This window comes from Methanoregula sp., from assembly GCF_041663825.1.
GTDB lineage: Archaea > Halobacteriota > Methanomicrobia > Methanomicrobiales > Methanospirillaceae > Methanoregula.
The window spans coordinates 1-18466 of the sequence record NZ_JBAYLY010000005.1; the positions used below are offsets into that span (position 1 = coordinate 1).

Genomic DNA, 18466 nt, shown 5'->3' on the forward strand with positions numbered 1-18466 from the left:
CCGTTCGAGCATCTCGCTGTTGGAGTACCCGAGCCGGCCCAGCGTATCCCCGTCGTACTCCTTTAATCCGGTCCGGTGGGCGAGCAGATCCCGGAGCGTGACGTGTTCGCTCACATAGGGATCCTTTAACGCAAAGCCCGGCACGTAGGTCACGACCGGCGTGTCCCAGGTGAGTTTTCCTTCATCAACGAGCGTTCCGATTGCCTGTGCGGTGATGTACTTGGTGACCGATGCAATCTGGAACCGGGTGTCGGGGTCCACTTTTTCTTGTGTATTGATCTCGCGGACACCGAACCCTTTCAGGTACACAACTGAGTCGTTGTCGACAATACCGACAACGGCACCCGGGACTTCGTATTCTGTCATCTTCTGGGTGACAAAATCGTCAAAGCCGTTGATTTTTCCGGCTGACGACTGTTTCTCCGCTGCCTGCTGGGTGCATCCCGCAGCAAGGAGAATGACAGCAATGAGAAGGGCAGCCACGACAAGGATGTGGACAGGGGGGATCTTTTTGGGCATGATAGAACCATTTGTTACTTTTTTTTACTACAGATTAAATCTGCGGTTTTCATCTTCTCTAAAAATGAGAACAAAAAAAGATAGAAACGACACAGACGGACGGTCTAAAAAATATATAATGAGGGGTGAAAAATCCCGGTTTTCTTCACGACACCTTCACCGCTTCATCGTGTGAACTTCCTTGAGTATACATCTCAAGGCCGCGGACCTTTCCCGAGGAGTCCCGTAAAAAGATGAACGAATCGTGAGACTCCGGCGTGACAAAGAAGGTATCGTTGCCCTCGTACATGAGCTCGACATGCCGGTCACCGGGCATGACCGCATCGTAGAATAACCTGCCGTCATCGGAATACACGGTAATTGTCCATGACTTTTCCCAGGCCGGTGCATATGTCCCGGTGTATTCAGAACTGTTCTTTAGAGAAAGCAGGACGGCCTTTCGGTCAAGTTTCTGCGGCAGGGAATACGGCTGGCCAAAGACAATTGCCGACAGGTCTCCGGCAAGGGGGGCGATGGAGGTCCGGTCGTAGTTTGAGAGGAACATGATGTTTACATCACTGTCGGGATAATAGAGCGTGTACGAGATGAACCCGAAATTCCGGCCGGCATGGCCGATCATCGTCCGGTTCCTGACTACCGCGCTGTCGATCCCGTAATGGTTCCGGATCATTGCCGCTGTCGATTCTTGGGAGAGGATCGTTCCCTGTGTATGGAAGGAGCGCTCCCAGCTAAACAGGTCTTCGGTTGTGGAATGGACCGACCCGGCGCCCCAGGAATTGTGGATATTCTGGAGATCGTAATGGACAGGTTTTCCCGCCATCGTGGTATACCCGCTCGCCCGGCCTGCAAATACGTCCCGTGCATTGTCCTGGCCGGTGCTGTTCATGCCAAGCGGGAGGAAGATGTTTGTTTTTAAGTATTCTTCGTAGGACATGCCAGAAGCGTTCTCGATGACGGCACTGAGCACGATGTAGCCGTTGTTGGAGTACGTGTAATTCGTTCCCGGTGCAAAGGAAAGGGGCAGTGCGGCTATCCGCTGGACGGTCTCGGGAAGAGTAAGATCGGTCCGGTCGGTTAAGGAGAATGCGCCATCGGAGGGAATGCCGGAGGTATGGTTCAGGAGATTGTAGATCCGGATATCTTTCCATTGCGCGGGACCGGGAACGTAGAGCGTGACCGGGTCGGTGACGTTCAGGCGCCCCTGCTCCTGGAGTTTCATGATGGCTGCGGCAGTGAACTGCTTGGTGTTCGAGCCGATCGGAAAGACGGTCCGTGGCGTGTTGTTGACCGCGAACTCGTAGTCGGCCATTCCGTATCCTTTTGAAAGGAGCACGGTACTGCCACGTGCCACATGGACGGCACCGCTGAAACGGCCGGCATCAAAAAGAGCATTCATATATTCATCGAGATTGTGCGATACCGCGAAATCCGCTGCGGAGAGCGTGACCGGGGTACCGCCGGCCTGCCCCCTGCTGCTGTCAGCAGCCGGCTGGGTGCATCCCGCAGCAAGGAGAAGGGCAGCCACGACAAGGATCAGGACCGGGTGGATCTTTTCAGGCATAATAGATACAAGCGGTACTTGGAGTACCGGTTTTTAAAAATCTGCGGTTTGTATTTTGCCAGGATAAAATAACTGATACGGGACCGGCGCCAAGGCTCGTGCAGTCGGGGGTTACAAAAATCATTTCACATAATTTATGCCAGATTAACGACGAGATCCTGTTTGATTGTATGACTCCTGAATCCTGCCGACGATATATGGCCGGCGCAATCATCAGTTTCCTGCTTGTTTTAATTATTGCATCTGCCGGGTGCTCCGGTACTACAGCCCAGACTTCAGCCGGCTCGTCTGCACTGGAGAAAAATATCACGACTATAACTTCGGCGCCGCAGTATTCCCATGCAAGCTGGGGCTTAATCGTTGTCGACCCGGCGACAAACCAGACGCTGCTTGAGAAAAATGCAGACGAGATGTTTGCACCGGCATCAACGACAAAACTCTTCTCATCATCTGCGGCCCTTGCAGCGCTCGGCCCCGATTACCGGACGACGACCCCGGTCTATGCAGTGGGAACAATCGGTGCGGATGGGATCCTTGACGGAAACCTCGTGCTCGTTGCAAAAGGCGACACAACCATGGGCGGGCGCACACTCCCCGATGGAACCATCGAGTATACCAATACCGATCATTCCGAGTCAGGTGCCGGCCTCACGACAACCGATCCCCTTGCCGGCCTCGACAACCTTTCACGGCAGGTAAAAGCGGCCGGCATTACAAAAGTCTCCGATGTAGTGATCGATGACCGCCTGTTTGCCAATGTCCAGGGAGAATTCATGGCGCTCCTCTCGCCTGTTGTGATCAATGACAACCTGGTGGACTTAAGCGTCACGCCGGGTAAGCCGGGTTCTGCACCGTCTGTTAAAATGCGGCCGCAGACCTCCCTGTACAAATTTGACAACCGGGCAACCACCGGCCCGGCCGGGTCGACAACCGCGCTCGATGCCGGGGAGGAAGCAGGAACAATCATACTCGTCGGGACTATCGCTGCCGATGCCGGGACGGTCAACACCACGGCAGCGGTCACGAACCCCGCTGTCTTTGCCCGCACGCTCTTCATCGAATCCTTAAAACGCCAGGGTGTCACGGTCGCTGCACCGGCAACCGGTGAGAACCCGGTCAAAAAACTCCCGGCGGCGGGAAGTTACGGTAGCGCAAAAGAAGTGGCAAACCTCACCTCCCCGCCGCTTGCCGAGGACGTGAAGCTGACGCTGAAGGTCTCGCAGAACATGCATGCCAACTACTACGTCATGCTGCTTGCCCTTGCGGAGAACAAGACGACCTATGCTGACGGTATGACAAAGGAAGGCAACGTGCTGCGGTCGCTTGGCCTCGACACGACCGGCGCGATGCTTGGCGACGGCGCGGGCGGGGACCGGGTCGATCATGTCTCGCCCCGTACTGTTGCGCAGCTGCTGACCCTCATGAGCAGGCAGCCGTATGCAGACCGGTTTGTCAAAGCCCAGCCGATCCTTGGTGTGGACGGTTCGACTGTCGGCCATTGTGCTACCGGCAACCCGGCCTGCGGCCGCGTGTACGCAAAGACCGGCACCTACAGTTACCCGGACCCATTGAACGGGGACAATATCTTACTTTCAAAAGGTCTTGCCGGCTATGTGGATACAAAGAGCGGGAAACGGCTCGTCTTTGTCGAATATGTCAACAATGTGCGGCTCACGGACAATGTCACTGCTGAATCCGTGGGTACGGATCTCGGTAGTATTGCCGGGATGGTCTACGGGAACTTCTGATCTTCCCGCCTTTTTTTGTATTTTAAGACTGGTCCTCGCATTGCTGTACCGGCAGATGAGTAAAAAGCAGGAGTGGAACCGGCCACGGATGGTTGGATCTTCCCGAAACTCTCGTGCCCTCACTTGCCGCCCGTTCGCCTTCCTTCGATGAGCCCCTGTTATCCACACCCTTGTTGTTCAGAGTGTGCATTCGCCGTTTGTCCCGGTGTGAAGATGATGGCGCGACCGTATCCGGAAGAGCAGAAGGGACCTGATGACTTCGCGGTACGAGACCCGGACCAGGTTTTACGAGAACGGCGTCTCCGGACTGGCTTCAAGATTTCCCGGGAGGACTGACATAAATAAACCCCCGGCCGCAGGTCTTCCAGTCCGTAATGACAAACGTACTGTCCGGCATCCTCCTGACAAAATCCACCTTGACCATAATCCCCCATATTCCCGATATTAAAACAATCGAACTCCTCGTGCCGCAGGCATTCCCGGCTTTTGTAGTCCGACCGCTCCCGACCGTTATCGAACGGCTGGCTGGTCCTCCACGGGTTTTGGCCAGAGAGTATCTCGAAGAGTGTTGCCACACCGTTGTGTAAGGTTATAACCCGTCATAAATGTTGATTTGTAAAGGATTATAACCGGACACATTTTTGGGAACGTGAGAGGGTTACGGTCTGACACGACCGGGGGATGTGGTTTTCCGGTGAAAAAAAATTTGCATTTGGAAAAAAATACAAATTTACCGATCGTGGCAGGGAGGCCGGGGTTATCAGGTCTGCATCCGGCACGTGTCATTGAGGTCACAGGAGTTTTCCGTATCGTTCAAACATCTGTAAATACCCTCCCTGCAAGAATTACTGACCATGAAACGATGGCTTCTTCCGGTTATTTTTATCGTGGGGGTATTCCTGGTCTGTGCCGGGTGTACGCAGAGCTCCCCTTCTGTTTCGGCAAACGGGTCGGTATCTACACCCACGGATACGACAAAGAAAGTATACGTCGTTGGTATTGACGGTGACTATTTCCCATTCTCGTATATCGACAAGAACGGGATGCTGACCGGTTTTGATGTCGAATCGATCCAGTGGATCGCAAAAGACCAGGGTTTTGATGTGCAGATCCAGCCTATGGCCTGGGACGGCATCATTCCCGCACTCCGGGCAAAAAAGATTGATATGGTCTACTCGGGTATGACAAAGACGCCCGAACGGATGGAGCAGGTTAACTTCTCGAAGACCTACTGGGGAGTCAACCAGGCAATAGTGGCCCGGAATTCCTCAACCATAACCATGGACAACTTCATTACCGGGAAAGTTATTGTCGGGACCCAGAGGGGATCGTCTGCCAATACCTGGCTTGAGAACAATCTTATCAGGAACGGCACGCTCAAGAGCACGAACCTGACGCTGTACGACAACTTCCCGCTTGCCTTAACCGATCTTTCCAACGGTCGCACTGATGTCGTGATGTTTGATGTGCCGGTCGTTGTCCACGCCATAAAAAACAAGCCGATAAAAAAGATCGGCATTATCACAACCGATGAAGCATACGGTGTCGCAGTACGGAAGGACGATACTGCGCTGCTTGCTGCCATCAACACGGGTCTCGACCATCTCATGGCATCGGACAGGTGGAAAGAACTTATCCAGAAGTACGACATGCAGTAGGTAAAAGGCCCCTCATTTTTTTTGGATTTAAAAAAAATAACAGATCCCACTCTCGCTGTACGTGACAGTGTCAGAAGGGATTGTATCGCCACTTTATTTTTTATAGTTGTTAAATGATGAGAATCGTTAATCTGCCAATTGAATGATCTCAAAGTCTGTATGTGTTGCAGTGACACTCACGATCCGGGCGGGCAATCTGATGATAGGACTGATGCCCCCATACTCTCACGAGCAAGGAGTGCCGTCTCGTCTGACGGCAAATAACCATTAAAACCGCCGCATCCCTCCCTCCGGATACCCCCGTTTCCCCCGGTTAATACATAAGGGGCCAATCTAGGAAAATTTTCCCGAAAAAACCGGGTTGTTTTTACCCGTTAAAAACCCCTTTATTTTTTGGCCATAGCGGGGTTCCTGGCCAGGCCGGGTTAACGGATGGGCATTACTGCCGGTTTTTCGCGACCAAAGGAAGGCCGCTAAATTGCACGGTTTTTTCCTGATTAAAACAGCCCGTTTCCCAAAATAACGGGTTATAACAATATTCGTGGAAAGTGTTGGCACCAGTTCCACGGGAGATTTCCGGAGGTAGTACCGGCCCGGGACCTCTTTTGTCGGAGAATGGATCCTGGGAGAGGGTCGGTCCGGCCCTGGTAATTACCCATTGAAATTATGGTACCGGTAACAGTTATCGATAAACTCCTGCTTCCGGTGCTCGCTTGCGTTTACCGGTGGCTTGAGGTACCCGACCGCCGGCGTCTGTTGTGCCGGGCAGAACGGGCAGAGGGCACTATCCACATCGCCTGATTTCTCCCGGGCCGGACAGTAGTACACGCCGTCAACAAGTTCGACCCGGTCGCCGCCGGGAAACCTCAATCCCACCGGGTGACCCGGCTCCTGCTTTACTATCATGCAGAAACCGACGAGCAAAAATTTCAAAAACCGGAGCCGGATATCCCCGGTCCCGGGCCGGCACTGGTCTGCTACCATGTTCCAGTATGCAGCCGCGGCATCCGTCACCGGCTCAGCATGTGTCCTGAACGTACCCTGCTGGTCCATGAGCCGGATGCTCTGGTACGTTCCGAGCAGGTGGCCGGTGATCGCTTCTTCGAGTTCTTTGCGGTATTCCGGTGAAAGATCCCGGACCGAGTTTCCGAAGTTCTGCTCCATCTGCCGGATGTCGCGGGGCGAATACAACAGCACGACCCGGGCAAGTGCCGCACCGAGTTCGCCCCGGCTCCGCAGCGCCAGAAACCGGGCACAATCTTTCTGTATGGCAGCGGCGACCTGTACGGGCGATCCCTGTTCAGGATTATACGGCATATCAGAGTTCATGGCCAGAAGTCTCCGGGAAGAGGTTTTCCTTACCCGGTATTTTGTCCGGCCGACACATGTAAGGGTTCCGGTGCGGGTATTTCCCTGTCCGAACGTTTTAATAGTCTGCTTTCCTAGTCATGTAACATGGTGTCTAACCATGAGTGAGTGTTTTATTAGCCAGTAAACTGCGCTTTTTTGATACCACGTTACGGGACGGGGAACAGACCCCGGGTGTATCGTTAAACCCGGACCAGAAATTAGAGATTGCGACAAGGCTTGCAGCCATCGGTGTCGATGTTGTCGAAGCCGGCTCTGCTGCGGCATCCACGGGCGAACAGGACGCGATCCGGCTCATATCAGGTGCCGGCCTGCCGGTCGAGACCTGCACGTTTGTCCGTGCGGTAAAGACCGACATCGATTACGCTGCTGATAACGGCGCGGACTCCGTCCACCTCGTGATCCCGGTCAGTGACCTGCACATCGAGAAGAAGATGCGCAAGACCCGCGACCAGGTAGCAGAGATGGCATGGAGTTCGGTCGAGTACGCGAAGAGCCGGGGGCTCATTGTCGAACTCTCGGGCGAAGATGCTTCACGGGCCGACCAGGAATTCCTGAAGTACGTCTTTGCCGGTGGCGTGGAACGTGGGGCTGACCGGCTCTGCTTCTGCGACACGGTGGGCGTGCTCACACCCGAGAAATGCGCGGCATTCATCCCGGCCCTTGCCGGGATTGCCCCGCTCTCGATCCACTGCCACGACGACCTTGGCTTTGCGCTCGCAAACACGGTCGCTGCCTTAAAAGCCGGCGCCACCTGCGCCCACGTCACGGTGAACGGCCTTGGCGAACGGGCGGGGAACACGCCGTTCGAGGAGCTGGTCATGTCCCTGGAAGTGCTCTACGGCTACGATACCGGAATAAAAAAAGAGGAGATCTATTCCCTCTCGACCCTGGTCTCGCGCCTCACCGGCATCCCGCTGCCGGTCAATAAGGCCGTGGTCGGCGAGATGGCGTTTACCCATGAGAGTGGCATCCATGCCCACGGCGTGATCCGGGAACCTTCGACCTACGAGTCCATCCGGCCCGAACAGATCGGGAGGAAACGCCGGATAGTACTCGGAAAGCATTCCGGCTCTGCCTCGGTAGAAGCGGCGCTGCACGAGATGAAGTATGCGCCGAACGATCAGCAGCTCAAGGCGATCGTTACCCGGATCAAGGATCTCGGTGACTCCGGGAAACGCGTGAGCGATGCCGACCTCATGGCTGTTGCCGATGCGGTGCTCGCAATCGAGTGCAAACCGGTCATCCGGCTCAAGCAGTTCACGGTCGTCTCGGGAAGTAGCATGATCCCCACGGCCTCGGTCACGCTCGAAGTCAGGGGCAGGGAAACGACCGGCGCGGCAACCGGTGACGGCCCGGTCGATGCCGCGATGCAGGTACTGAGTAAGTCAGTCGCCGATGCCGCAAACATCCGGCTTGAAGAGTACCACGTCGACGCCATCAGCGGCGGGACTGACGCACTGGTCGAAGTGACCGTAAGGTTAAGTAAAGACGGGAAGATAATTACATCTAGAGGCGCCCGCACGGACATTATCATGGCGAGCGTCGAGGCGATGATCGCCGGAATGAACAGACTACTTGAGGAACGACCATGAAGACCGGGGCAAAACTCCTCGTTGAAGCACTGCAGCGCGAGGGTACCGACACACTGTTCGGCTACCCTGGCGGGCAGATCCTGCCAGTCTATGATGAACTCTACGATTCACCATTGCGGCATATCCTGGTACGGCACGAGCAGGCTGCTGCACATGCCGCTGACGGGTATGCCCGCGCGAGCGGCCGGGTAGGAGTATGCATTGCCACTTCGGGGCCCGGTGCCTGTAACCTTGTCACCGGGATCGCGACGGCCTATATGGACTCGGTCCCGATCATTGCGATCACCGGGCAGGTCCCGACCTACATGCTCGGGAACGACGCCTTCCAGGAGTCCGATATCCAGGGCATCACGATGCCGGTCACCAAGCACAACTATCTCGTGAAGGATACCGTGGATATCCCCCGGGTGGTTAAAGAGGCATATTATATCGCGAGTACCGGAAGGCCGGGCCCGGTGCTTATTGACCTCCCCAAGGATGTCAACACCCGGTCCATCAAGGAACCGGTCGTGCCGGAAAAAGTGGCGCTCCGGGGCTACAACCCGACGTACAAGGGGAACAAGCGCCAGATCGACAAGGCAATCGCGCTGATCACCGCTGCCGAGCGCCCGCTCATCTACGCGGGCGGCGGCGTGATCTCATCCAACGCATCGCCGGAACTGGTCGAGTTTGCAACCAAGCTTGGCGTCCCGGTCACAACGACCTTAATGGGCCTCGGGTGCATCCCCTGCGATCATCCGCTCAATCTCGGCATGCTCGGCATGCACGGCACCGAGTACGCGAATTTTGCCGTGACGGAATGCGATCTTTTAATCGCCATCGGGGCCCGGTTTGACGACCGGGTCACGGGAAAGATCGACACCTTCGCGCCACATGCAAACGTGATCCATATCGATATCGACCCGGCCGAGATCGGAAAGAACAAGCGCGTGGACGTTCCGATTGTGGGCGATGTAAAATCCGTGCTGACCGACATGATTGCGGGCTTGAAAAAGATCGGCGCCTGCGACGCGTGGAATACGAAGATCAAGCACTGGAAGCAGCACCACCCGCTCAGGTACGGGAAGGACAAGGGCTGCCTGCACCCGCAATTCGTCCTCCAGCAGATGAACGAGCTCCTCAAAGGGAATGCCGTGATCGTCTCGGAGGTGGGCCAGAACCAGATGTGGACCGCCCAGTACTTCTGCTTCCGCCATCCCCGCACGTGGATTACGTCCGGCGGCCTTGGCACGATGGGCTATGGTTTCCCGGCTGCTATCGGGGCGCACTTTGCCCGGCCGGATGTGCCGGTCTTTGACGTGGCCGGCGACGGGAGCATCCAGATGAACATCCAGGAGATGGGGACCGTGGCGCAGTATAAGATCCCGGTGAAGATCGCGATCTTAAACAACATGTACCTCGGGATGGTGCGCCAGTGGCAGGAGCTCTTCTACGACCGGCGCTACTCGTATACCGAACTCCCACCGGTGGAGTTCGTGAATATCGGGAAAGCGTACGGTATCGACGGCATCAAGGTAGAGTCCTGCGACGAGGTCATGCCGGCCCTGAAGGCAGCAGTTGACTGCGACGGGCCGTTTGTGCTCGACTTCAGGATCGAGCGGGAGGAGAACGTCTTTCCCATGGTCCCGGCCGGTGCAGCGATTAACGAGATGATCGGGGGGCATCCGCGATCATGAAGCCGCACACGCTATCCGTCCTTGTGGAGAACAGGGCAGGTGTCCTCTCACGGGTAACAGGCCTCTTCTCCCGACGCGGGTTTAACATCGAGAGCCTCGCGGTGGGCCCCTGCGAGGAACCGGACATGAGCCGGATCACGATTGTCGTGATCGGCGACGATGCGCAGGTCGAGCAGGTGATGAAACAGCTCAACAAGCTCATCGATGTGATCAAGGTCTCGGACCTGACCGACAACGAGCGGGTCGAGCGCGAACTGGTGATGTTCAAGGTGACCGCCGACCAGGGTTCGACCCGGGCAGAGATCATGCAGATCGCGACGATCTTCCGCGCCCAGATCGTGGACGTGGGGGCAAAATCGGTGATCCTCCAGGTGGTCGGGGACACCGACAAGATCAACGCGATGGAGAAACTGCTCCGCCAGTTCGGGATCAAGGAGCTGATCCGGACCGGAAGGATCGCGATCCTGCGTGGCACGAAGACCGTGACGAGCAGCAAGTAACCTTTTTTTATTACCCTGCGGCACATTTCTTGAGGTCGCATAATACAACCTTTATCACCGGCTCTTCACATCATCACGGTATAAAGTTCCTGCACCTGTTTTTATGAGGATCGTTTGTATCTTCGCGCGCCTCTCGCTTGTCGCACCTGCCGCTGTTACCACAAACATCGTACAAGTGTTTGTCCACCCGGGCAGCGGGAGCGTTTGTGTCGATACCACCTGCCAGGTTGCCCGGGGTCGTTTTCCGGGTACAGCAGCACGCAGTTCGATACGGTCGCCGTGGGACGTGACCATACAATCAAAGTTTACGATACCAAGGGATACGAGGACTATACCGACACATTTTACATGGACTACAACGGCGATACCGTCACCCTGCAGATCTACCTTGTCCCTGTCGCAACTGAAACCGCCGCGTCCGTGACCACGTCATCCGGAACTGGCGCCGTAAGAGTCTTTGTCTCCCCGGGTCTCGGCCAGGTCTGCATTGACAACAGGGAATGTGAGTCGAGCACCGGTGCGGTCTCGACCAGCTGGAACGTGGACTTTGACGATGTAACGGCCGGCTCCGCCCACACGATCACAGTAACCGCCGATGGCTACCAGACCGCCACCACGCAGATCACCATCCTGCCGGACCAGGTCAACGAAGCTGATATCACCTTACAACCGATCCCTTCCGCCGCAGATACATCAATCCCGAAGACACAGGCCGGGTCTGGTGGTCTCGTAGCGCTTGTTGCTGCCGGGATCTGCGGAATGGTTTTCGTGGGGAAACATGGGGAGTGAGATCCTTTTTTATCACACAGTTCCGGCAAAGGGATCCATATTGCGATAATGCTGAAAATTTTCATATCTGGTTTTTTTCCGGGAATACGCACCTACGATCTCAGTATATCTCCTTCCGATCAGCCCGCTATAAAATACCGGATCAACTGTATTCGTATCCTAGACCGGTTCCACCGGTTACCCGCGAATATGAGCCGCAACTCGTACCGGATCTTTATGTTGGGGGCGTGATCCAGTTCTCATGATCCAAGTAAGCCTATGACGGGGAATAACTAGGGAGGGATAAATCAAGTTTAACTGACAATTTATCCGCATTTTACCGCGCATCAGTGAACCGGTATGCTCCCGTGGGCACAGTGATCTCAAACCGTACCCCTTTACCCGGCGCTCCGGTTTCCTTAATAATAATACCCGTCAGGGTGAGGATCTCCCGGATAAGGAATAACCCGAGCCCGGTATTTTTCCCGAATCCTCGCTCGAAGATCCGCTCTTTTTCGTCAACAGCAATGCCAATCCCGTTGTCCTTCCATACAACCACCAGATCATCGCCCGCTTTTTGAGAGGCTATCCGGATTTTTGTTACCCGCTGACCGTGCAGGATGGAGTTATCAAGGAGGTTGGAAAAAACCTTTTCAAGCATTGGATCGGCAAATACCCAAACTCCCCGCACCTCCGCATCAAGCGTAACCGTTGACGGAACCTGCGAGCGGGGGATTACAGTATCCAGATCTATCCACTGGGGTTCATTCGTTCCAAGAATCTGGTATACACGGGTGAATTCGATCTGCGACCGGATCGCTGTGATGGCGGACTCCATTTTCTCTAAATACCCGGCCTGCCCGGGATCCGTGCATTTTTTTTCTGCAATTTTAAGAAATCCAAGGATTACGGTTATCTTGTTGAGGATGTCATGTCGTGTGATGCTGGAGAGCAGGTTGAGCTGGCGGTTCGCCCGCCGGAGTGTCTCTTCGGCTTTCTTGCGCTCGGTGATATCAATGGCTACGCCCCGGAACCCATTCGTTACTCCGCCTTTATCTGTCCGACAGGGACGGATCTCAAGGATAATCGGACGCCCGTCGCGGTGGCGGGCAGGGACTTCTAGGGACGAGGGGATGCTTCCCGAGGACTCAATCTGCGCCTTAGCCTGCCTTGAAACAGACTTTCCCTCATCCGTGATCAGATCGGTGGTCGCTTTGCTCATAACTTCTTCAGGAGAATAGCCCAGGACCGTCTCAACCGTGGGACTGATGTACCGGAATTTTCCCTGACGGTCAGTCTCCCAGATTATATTCGGGGTGGTCTCGACAAGCGCCCGGAATTTCTCCTCGCTCTCCCGAAGTGCCTTTTCCGCATCTTTAAGCTCAGTGATATCCCGGAATATCCCTTCTACCCCGGCATACTTCCCAGCTGCGTCATAATAACAATGGCTGCTGGTCGAAACCGTGACTGGTGAGCCGTCCTTTCGTTTCAGCGTGATCTCCATGGAGGAGACAGATCGGTCTTTTTTCAGCGCGGCAAGAAAGAGATCTCTCTGTGCCGGATCGGCATAAAATTCGATGGCGGTCTTACCGATCATCTCTTCAGTTCCCGCATACCCAAGGAGTCTGGCCCCGGAAGGACTTGTCAAAATAAGGTTTCCTCTAGTATCGGTGCGATAAAATACATCCTGGATATTCTCTAAAATACTGCGGTAGTCCTGTTCGACAATGGCGCGGTAACGCTTCTCGCTTTCCCTGAGTGCCTCTTCGACCCGTTTACGCTCGGTGATGTCAATATAACTGCTCCGGATCAGTTTCCTCGTGGAAGATGGCAGGTGGACGAGCCGCACTTCAACGAAACGGTCCTCACCGCTGGCATTCCGGATACGCCGTTCAAATACGAGCTCTGCTCCTGCCAGAACCTGTTTCCGATGTTCAGGGACTGTTTCACGAAAGGGTCGTCCATCAGATTGATCGGGCCTGTAGAACTGCTGGGGACCGGAATCGAGCAACTGCTGCCGGCTGCACCCGAACAGTTGTCCGGCCTTTGCATTTGCCTCAATATACCGATCGAGATCCATATCAAAAAGGAGGATTGCCTCGGGTGCTTTCTCGATTAATGTCCGGAAGCGTTCCTCGCTCTCCACTAATGCGGAGTCTGTTTGTTTTCTGGTATCGATCTCTTTTTGCAATTGCAGGTTCGCAGCATACAGATCGGCAGTCCGCTGATTTACACGGTCTTCCAGCACATCGTGTGCTTTTCGGAGTCCTTCTTCAGCAGCTTTGCGTTCGGTAATGTCCCGGACGGCCTCGATTGCGCCGATGATGCTTCCGTCCTGATCGTACAACAGGCTCGCCTTGGCCCAGAGGGTTCTCGGCTCTCCCCGCAGACGCGGGAGCGTAGTTTCAGCAGCAAGCATCGTACCATCCCGGACAATGTTTGAATATTGGCTCCCGATCTCATCGGGAGGCAGGAAGATCAGATCAATCAGGGTCGGTCTCCGTTCACCGTAGAATGGGAGAGCATACTCGTAATCCCCCCTCCCCAGCATACAGTTAGCGGGGATACCGGTCATATCCTCAATTGCCCGGTTCCACGCGATTACGATACCTTTCGTATCGATTGCAACGGTTGCATCAGGCAGGAAATTGATGATATCCGCTTCACGCCGCTCATGGTCCCGGATGCTTGCCTCCGCCCTTCTCTGCTGGATGGACTGTCGGACATGGTGGGCAAGTTCGGCAAATTGAGAAACCGGTTCCCCACCTTTCTGGAGATAAAAATCAGCCCCTTCGTTTAAAGCCTGGATGACAACTTCTTCACGACCCCGACCCGTGAAAAGGATAAACGGAAGGGTGTTTCCCGAAGCCCTTATTTTTTTTAAGAATTCGATACCATCATGTTCCGGCATCTGATAATCCGAGATTATGGCATCGTATGTCTTTGAATTCAGCAGTGTGAGGGCTGCCGGAGCAGAGGTAATGGTGTCTACGCTGAACTGCCCGCTCTGCTCAAGGAAGAGTTTGCCGATCTCAAGCAGGTCGGGTTCATCATCAACATAGAGGATAGTATACATGATGCGACATCGGTGTAGGGCAATGGACTATTGCTCTGCATGTTGTTAAAATGTATTTCTTTGGGCAATTTCTGACAAATCAAGAGAAAAAAATAAAATTAATAATGTGAAAAATCGGTTACCCCCACAATAGTTATTCGCTAACATTTCGATCGTGTTATATGTTAGCATGCTACAAATTAACAGGATAGTATGTTTGGAGTGCCGAATCTCACGATTCTTGTATTCGGCGGCGTGACACTTGTCGCTTTTGCCGCACTGCTGTACTGGGGCCTGACCTTTGGGGGGCATGACTAAATGGCGGATTTTATCACCGTTGCGGTTATCGCCATCTACTTCCTCCTGATGCTCGGGATTGGCGTCTGGGCGTCAGGAAAGATCAAGACGACAGAAGATTACCTTGTCGCCGGCCGCTCGCTTGGGTTCTGGGTCTTTATCCTGCTCATGATCGGTGCGGTCTGCTCGGGCATGTCGCTTCTTGGGGTTTCGGGGCTCGGGTACCGGGCCGGCTGGCCGACCATGTGGGAACAGATCTTTGTCCCGCTCTCGATTGGGTTCTGCGTTATCTTCTTTGGCGTGAAACTGCATAACGTCGCAAAGTCTGCCGGTTATGTAACCGTGCAGGACTACCTCGCCCACCGGTACCAGAGCCCGACGGCGCTCCGCTCGCTCTCGGCTGTTGCCGGGATTATCGTCTCGCTCATCTACCTTGTGGGGCAGTACACCGCGATCGCCATAGTCCTGATGTGGCTCTTTGCGATCCCGCTCTGGCTCGCGCTCGTGATCGCGACCCTCGTCACGATGGTTTATACCACTATCGGCGGGCTCTATGCGGTCGCATGGGCATCCCTGATCCAGTCCATCATCCTGATTGTCGGGATCTTTGTCATGGCCCCGATCATTATCTTCTATGCCGGGGGATTCACGCACGTCAACGAATATCTTGCGACCGTCAACCCGAACCTTGTGATGCCGTGGATGCCGACCGGCGCCTTTGCACCTGCATACGTCGTCTCGTTTGCGATCATGCTCATGGTCGGTCTTGCCTGCGCCCCGCACGTGATCAACAACGTGCTTGCGGTAAAAGATGTCAAGTACTTCAAGTGGGCCCCGATTGTCGCATTCGCGGTCTACGGGATCGCCATGTTTCTCTTGAAGTTCGCCGGTTTTGCCGGTCTTGTCATGGTAAAAGAGGGCGTCTTTACCCTGCCGACCGTCTCGAATGCCTCGGACTTTGTCATTCTCTACGGCATCCAGTACTCCCTCCCCATCATCGCACTCTGGGCAATCTTTGCCGTGATCGTGCTTGCCGCTGTCATGTCGACGACCGACCGGCTGATGCTCACCATCGGCGCCATGTGTTCCTGGGATCTGTATAAGAAGATCCTCAAGCCAGACGCGAGCGACAAGAGCGTCCTTTTGCTCTCAAAAGTGATCGTGGTGCTCTCCGCGCTCGGCACCATGATCCTTGCGATCAACCCCCCGGATGCCCTCGCGAGCCTCATCTGGATGGGTATCGGGATCATGCTCTCCACCTTTGCCGTCCCGCTCCTTGCCGGGCTCTACTGGAGGGGCGCAACACGCGAAGGGGCACTTGCCAGCATGACTGTCGGCCTTCTTTCCGCAGTTGTCTTCGGGGCACTCAATTACTTCAAGATCACGGTCCTCGGCTATAACTTTGCCAATCTCCCGGTCCACTTCTCGTTCTTCCCGTTTGTCATCGCGATCGTGGTCATGATTGTCGTGAGCATGTTCACGCAAAAGACTGACCAGAAGATCCTTGACGAGACCCAGACCGGCTGGTATATCTCAAAACAATAATTTTCTTTTTTACCGGGAACGGTGTATTTTTATAAATCCAGCCGGCCAACACTTGGGCAGTGAAAACGGCAATTCTCGGGGGCGGATTATCCGGCCTGACGCTGGCCCGGCTCCTGCACGATAAAGGCACCGACTTTGTTGTCCTTGAAGCAGAGCCGGCATACGGTGGGCTCTGCCGGTCGCGGACCGACAAGGGATTCACGTTCGATATCGGCGGCTCGCACATCATCTTTTCGCGGGACACCGAAGTGCTCGACTTCATGCGGGAGATGATTGCCGGGAACGAGCAGCAAAACAACCGGAACACGAAGATCTTCTACAAGGGCCGGTACGTGAAGTACCCTTTCGAGAACGGTCTTGCCGAACTGCCAGAAGATGACCGGTTCTTCTGCATCAGCGAATTTGTCAAAAACCTTATCGCAGTCGAAAAAGGCGATCTTCCGGCCCCGAAAACATTCCGCGACTGGATCTACTACACCTTCGGGAAAGGGATTGCCGAGTGCTACATGGTGCCGTACAACGAGAAGATCTGGAAGTACCCGACACAAAAAATGTCCCTGCACTGGGTAGACGGGCGTATCCCCCGGCCACCGGTCGATGACGTGATCAAGTCCGCAATCGGCATCCCAACCGAAGGCTACACCCACCAGTCGGTCTTCTCCTACCCGCTCGATGGCGGGATCGAGGCACTCGTGAAGGGAATCGCACGGCCGGTGGAACCCTCAATCAAAACGAATTTCCGGATCCGTTCGATAAAAAAACAGGGAAATAAATGGCTCATCAGCAGCGGGACAGAAACGGTCGAGGCAGACCGGATCATCTCGACTATCCCGATCCAGCACCTGATTGCAGCGCTTGACGATGTGCCGCCAGCAGTGAAAACTGCCTGCGACGCTCTTACGTACAACTCGCTTGTCTGCATCAATATCGGTCTTATTGGAAGCCTGCCGGACTATTCGTGGCTCTATATTCCCGACCCGGCGCTTGGGAAGACCAACCGGGTCTCGTTTCCCTCGCAGTATAGCCGGCACGTCGCCCCACAGGGACATTCCGCGATCCTCGCCGAGATCACGCACCAGCCCGGCGACAGCGTGGCACAGATGACAGACAATGCACTCGTCGCCGAAGTCACCGGAACGCTTGTAGCCATGGGCATTCTCACCCAGGACCGGATCTGTTATACCTCGGTCGTGCGCCAGCCGTTTGCCTACGTGGTCTACGATACAGAATACCAGAAAAATATTGCCGTTCTCCGGGACTACTGCACGTCAGTTGGCATCCCGCTTGTCGGCCGGTTTTCCCAGTTCGAGTACCTCAACATGGACGGGTGCATAAGGAGCGTTCTGGATTTTGTAAAATCGTATCCTGCCTGAACTATTTTCCTATTTACTCTGGCATCACGCTTATCATCAGACAGCCCAAAAAATGTACAGGAGTTTTTCTGACCCGCATGATATCGGTTATAGTCCCGTCATTTAACGAAGAGGAGAATATCGCACAATGCCTCGTCTCGCTCTCGCACCAGACGGTCGACCGGACCGGGTACGAGATCATTGTTGTCGACGGTGGCTCAACGGACAAAACCTGCGAGATCGCACGGAAATATGCCGATATGGTCTTTATCCAGACCAGCAAAAAAGTCGGAGGGGCAAGAAACGACGGGGCTATGGCCTCGAAAGGCGATATTATTGCCACCACCGATGCTGACTGTATCCTCCCGTCAGACTGGATCGAGCAGGTCAGAAACGCATTTGCCGACCCGGCGGTCGTGCAGGTTTATGGCCCGGTCTACCCCATTGAGGACAGTATCGGTAACCGGTTCTCGCTTTTCCTTGCAAATACCTTCTCCCGTATCGGGTACTACAGCCGGACCTTTTACTATACACTCGGCTGTAACACCGCATTCCGCAGGGACGCGTTCATCAAAGCCGGCATGTACCGGTGCATCGATGCCGGTGACGATCTCGAGATCGCGATGCGCATGAAAGACGAGGGGAAGATCCGGTTTCTTGGCGGCCTCAACGTCGGTTTCTCCATGCGACGGTACCAGCAGTACGGTACACTCAAATCGCTCTATGAATGGTTCTACATCGTCGCCCACGGCGGGGAGACTCAGAAATATGCGTATTCCCAGAAAAAATACAAGTGATCCTTTTTTTGCCCGGCCCGTACGAAG

General features: G+C 54.9%; 15 protein-coding genes. 10 read left to right on the forward strand and 5 right to left on the reverse strand.

Features of this window, described 5'->3' with window-relative positions:
* The coding region (locus WCX19_RS03350) for a serine hydrolase domain-containing protein (protein WP_373004987.1) at positions 1–519 on the reverse strand (519 nt) is incomplete at its 3' end.
* A 145-nt stretch (positions 520–664) separates the two neighbouring features.
* Entirely contained in the window at positions 665–2080 is a 1416-nt protein-coding gene (locus WCX19_RS03355) for a serine hydrolase (protein ID WP_373004991.1), read from the reverse strand.
* Positions 2081–2250: 170 nt separating this feature from the next.
* Here WCX19_RS03355 and dacB point away from each other — a divergent pair, with 170 nt between their 5' ends.
* The 3 genes from dacB to WCX19_RS03370 all read left to right on the forward strand — a co-directional run bounded on the left by dacB (position 2251) and on the right by WCX19_RS03370 (position 5486).
* Positions 2251–3828 (forward strand): D-alanyl-D-alanine carboxypeptidase/D-alanyl-D-alanine-endopeptidase, encoded by a 1578-nt coding sequence (gene dacB / locus WCX19_RS03360; protein WP_373004994.1) that lies wholly within the window; start codon positions 2251–2253, stop codon positions 3826–3828.
* Positions 3829–4202: 374 nt separating this feature from the next.
* The gene (locus WCX19_RS03365; protein WP_373004997.1) at positions 4203–4415 is read left to right on the forward strand and encodes a hypothetical protein; all 213 of its coding nucleotides are present in this window, start codon (positions 4203–4205) and stop codon (positions 4413–4415) included.
* Positions 4416–4682: 267 nt separating this feature from the next.
* A complete protein-coding gene (locus WCX19_RS03370) occupies positions 4683–5486 on the forward strand; it encodes an ABC transporter substrate-binding protein (RefSeq protein ID WP_373005000.1) in 804 nt (267 codons plus the stop codon).
* A gap of 651 nt (positions 5487–6137) precedes the next feature.
* On the opposite strand, the gene WCX19_RS03375 is transcribed toward WCX19_RS03370, so the two are convergent.
* Positions 6138–6815, reverse strand: coding sequence for a DUF2115 domain-containing protein (locus WCX19_RS03375; RefSeq protein WP_373005003.1), 678 nt, complete (start codon positions 6813–6815; stop codon positions 6138–6140).
* A gap of 143 nt (positions 6816–6958) precedes the next feature.
* Between WCX19_RS03375 and WCX19_RS03380 the strand changes: the two genes are divergently transcribed.
* The 3 genes from WCX19_RS03380 to ilvN are packed head-to-tail and all read left to right on the forward strand — an operon-like array spanning position 6959 to position 10625.
* Entirely contained in the window at positions 6959–8449 is a 1491-nt protein-coding gene (locus WCX19_RS03380; protein ID WP_373005006.1) for a 2-isopropylmalate synthase, read from the forward strand.
* A complete protein-coding gene (gene ilvB / locus WCX19_RS03385; protein ID WP_373005009.1) occupies positions 8446–10125 on the forward strand; it encodes a biosynthetic-type acetolactate synthase large subunit in 1680 nt (559 codons plus the stop codon). Before WCX19_RS03380 ends, ilvB begins: the two co-directional genes overlap by 4 nt.
* Positions 10122–10625, forward strand: coding sequence for an acetolactate synthase small subunit (gene ilvN / locus WCX19_RS03390; protein WP_373005012.1), 504 nt, complete (start codon positions 10122–10124; stop codon positions 10623–10625). The genes ilvB and ilvN overlap by 4 nt, the downstream gene beginning before the upstream one ends.
* 54 nt (positions 10626–10679) lie before the next feature.
* Here ilvN and WCX19_RS03395 read toward each other — a convergent pair whose 3' ends face one another.
* Entirely contained in the window at positions 10680–10919 is a 240-nt protein-coding gene (locus tag WCX19_RS03395; RefSeq protein WP_373005015.1) for a hypothetical protein, read from the reverse strand.
* Between WCX19_RS03395 and WCX19_RS03400 the strand changes: the two genes are divergently transcribed.
* Complete coding sequence (locus WCX19_RS03400) at positions 10905–11414, forward strand: PEGA domain-containing protein (RefSeq protein ID WP_373005018.1); 510 nt, start codon at positions 10905–10907, stop codon at positions 11412–11414. The genes WCX19_RS03395 and WCX19_RS03400 overlap by 15 nt on opposite strands.
* Positions 11415–11730: 316 nt before the next feature.
* On the opposite strand, the gene WCX19_RS03405 is transcribed toward WCX19_RS03400, so the two are convergent.
* Positions 11731–14469: a PAS domain S-box protein gene (locus WCX19_RS03405; RefSeq protein ID WP_373005021.1), complete on the reverse strand. Its 2739-nt coding sequence runs from the start codon at positions 14467–14469 to the stop codon at positions 11731–11733.
* Between the two features lie 297 nt (positions 14470–14766).
* Between WCX19_RS03405 and WCX19_RS03410 the strand changes: the two genes are divergently transcribed.
* From WCX19_RS03410 to WCX19_RS03420, 3 genes are all read left to right on the forward strand, one after another.
* Positions 14767–16290, forward strand: coding sequence for a sodium:solute symporter (locus WCX19_RS03410; protein WP_373005024.1), 1524 nt, complete (start codon positions 14767–14769; stop codon positions 16288–16290).
* Positions 16291–16349: 59 nt separating this feature from the next.
* A complete protein-coding gene (locus WCX19_RS03415; RefSeq protein WP_373005026.1) occupies positions 16350–17663 on the forward strand; it encodes an NAD(P)/FAD-dependent oxidoreductase in 1314 nt (437 codons plus the stop codon).
* Positions 17664–17740: 77 nt separating this feature from the next.
* The gene (locus WCX19_RS03420; RefSeq protein ID WP_373005028.1) at positions 17741–18439 is read left to right on the forward strand and encodes a glycosyltransferase family 2 protein; all 699 of its coding nucleotides are present in this window, start codon (positions 17741–17743) and stop codon (positions 18437–18439) included.
* The last annotated feature ends 27 nt before the right edge of the window (positions 18440–18466 follow it).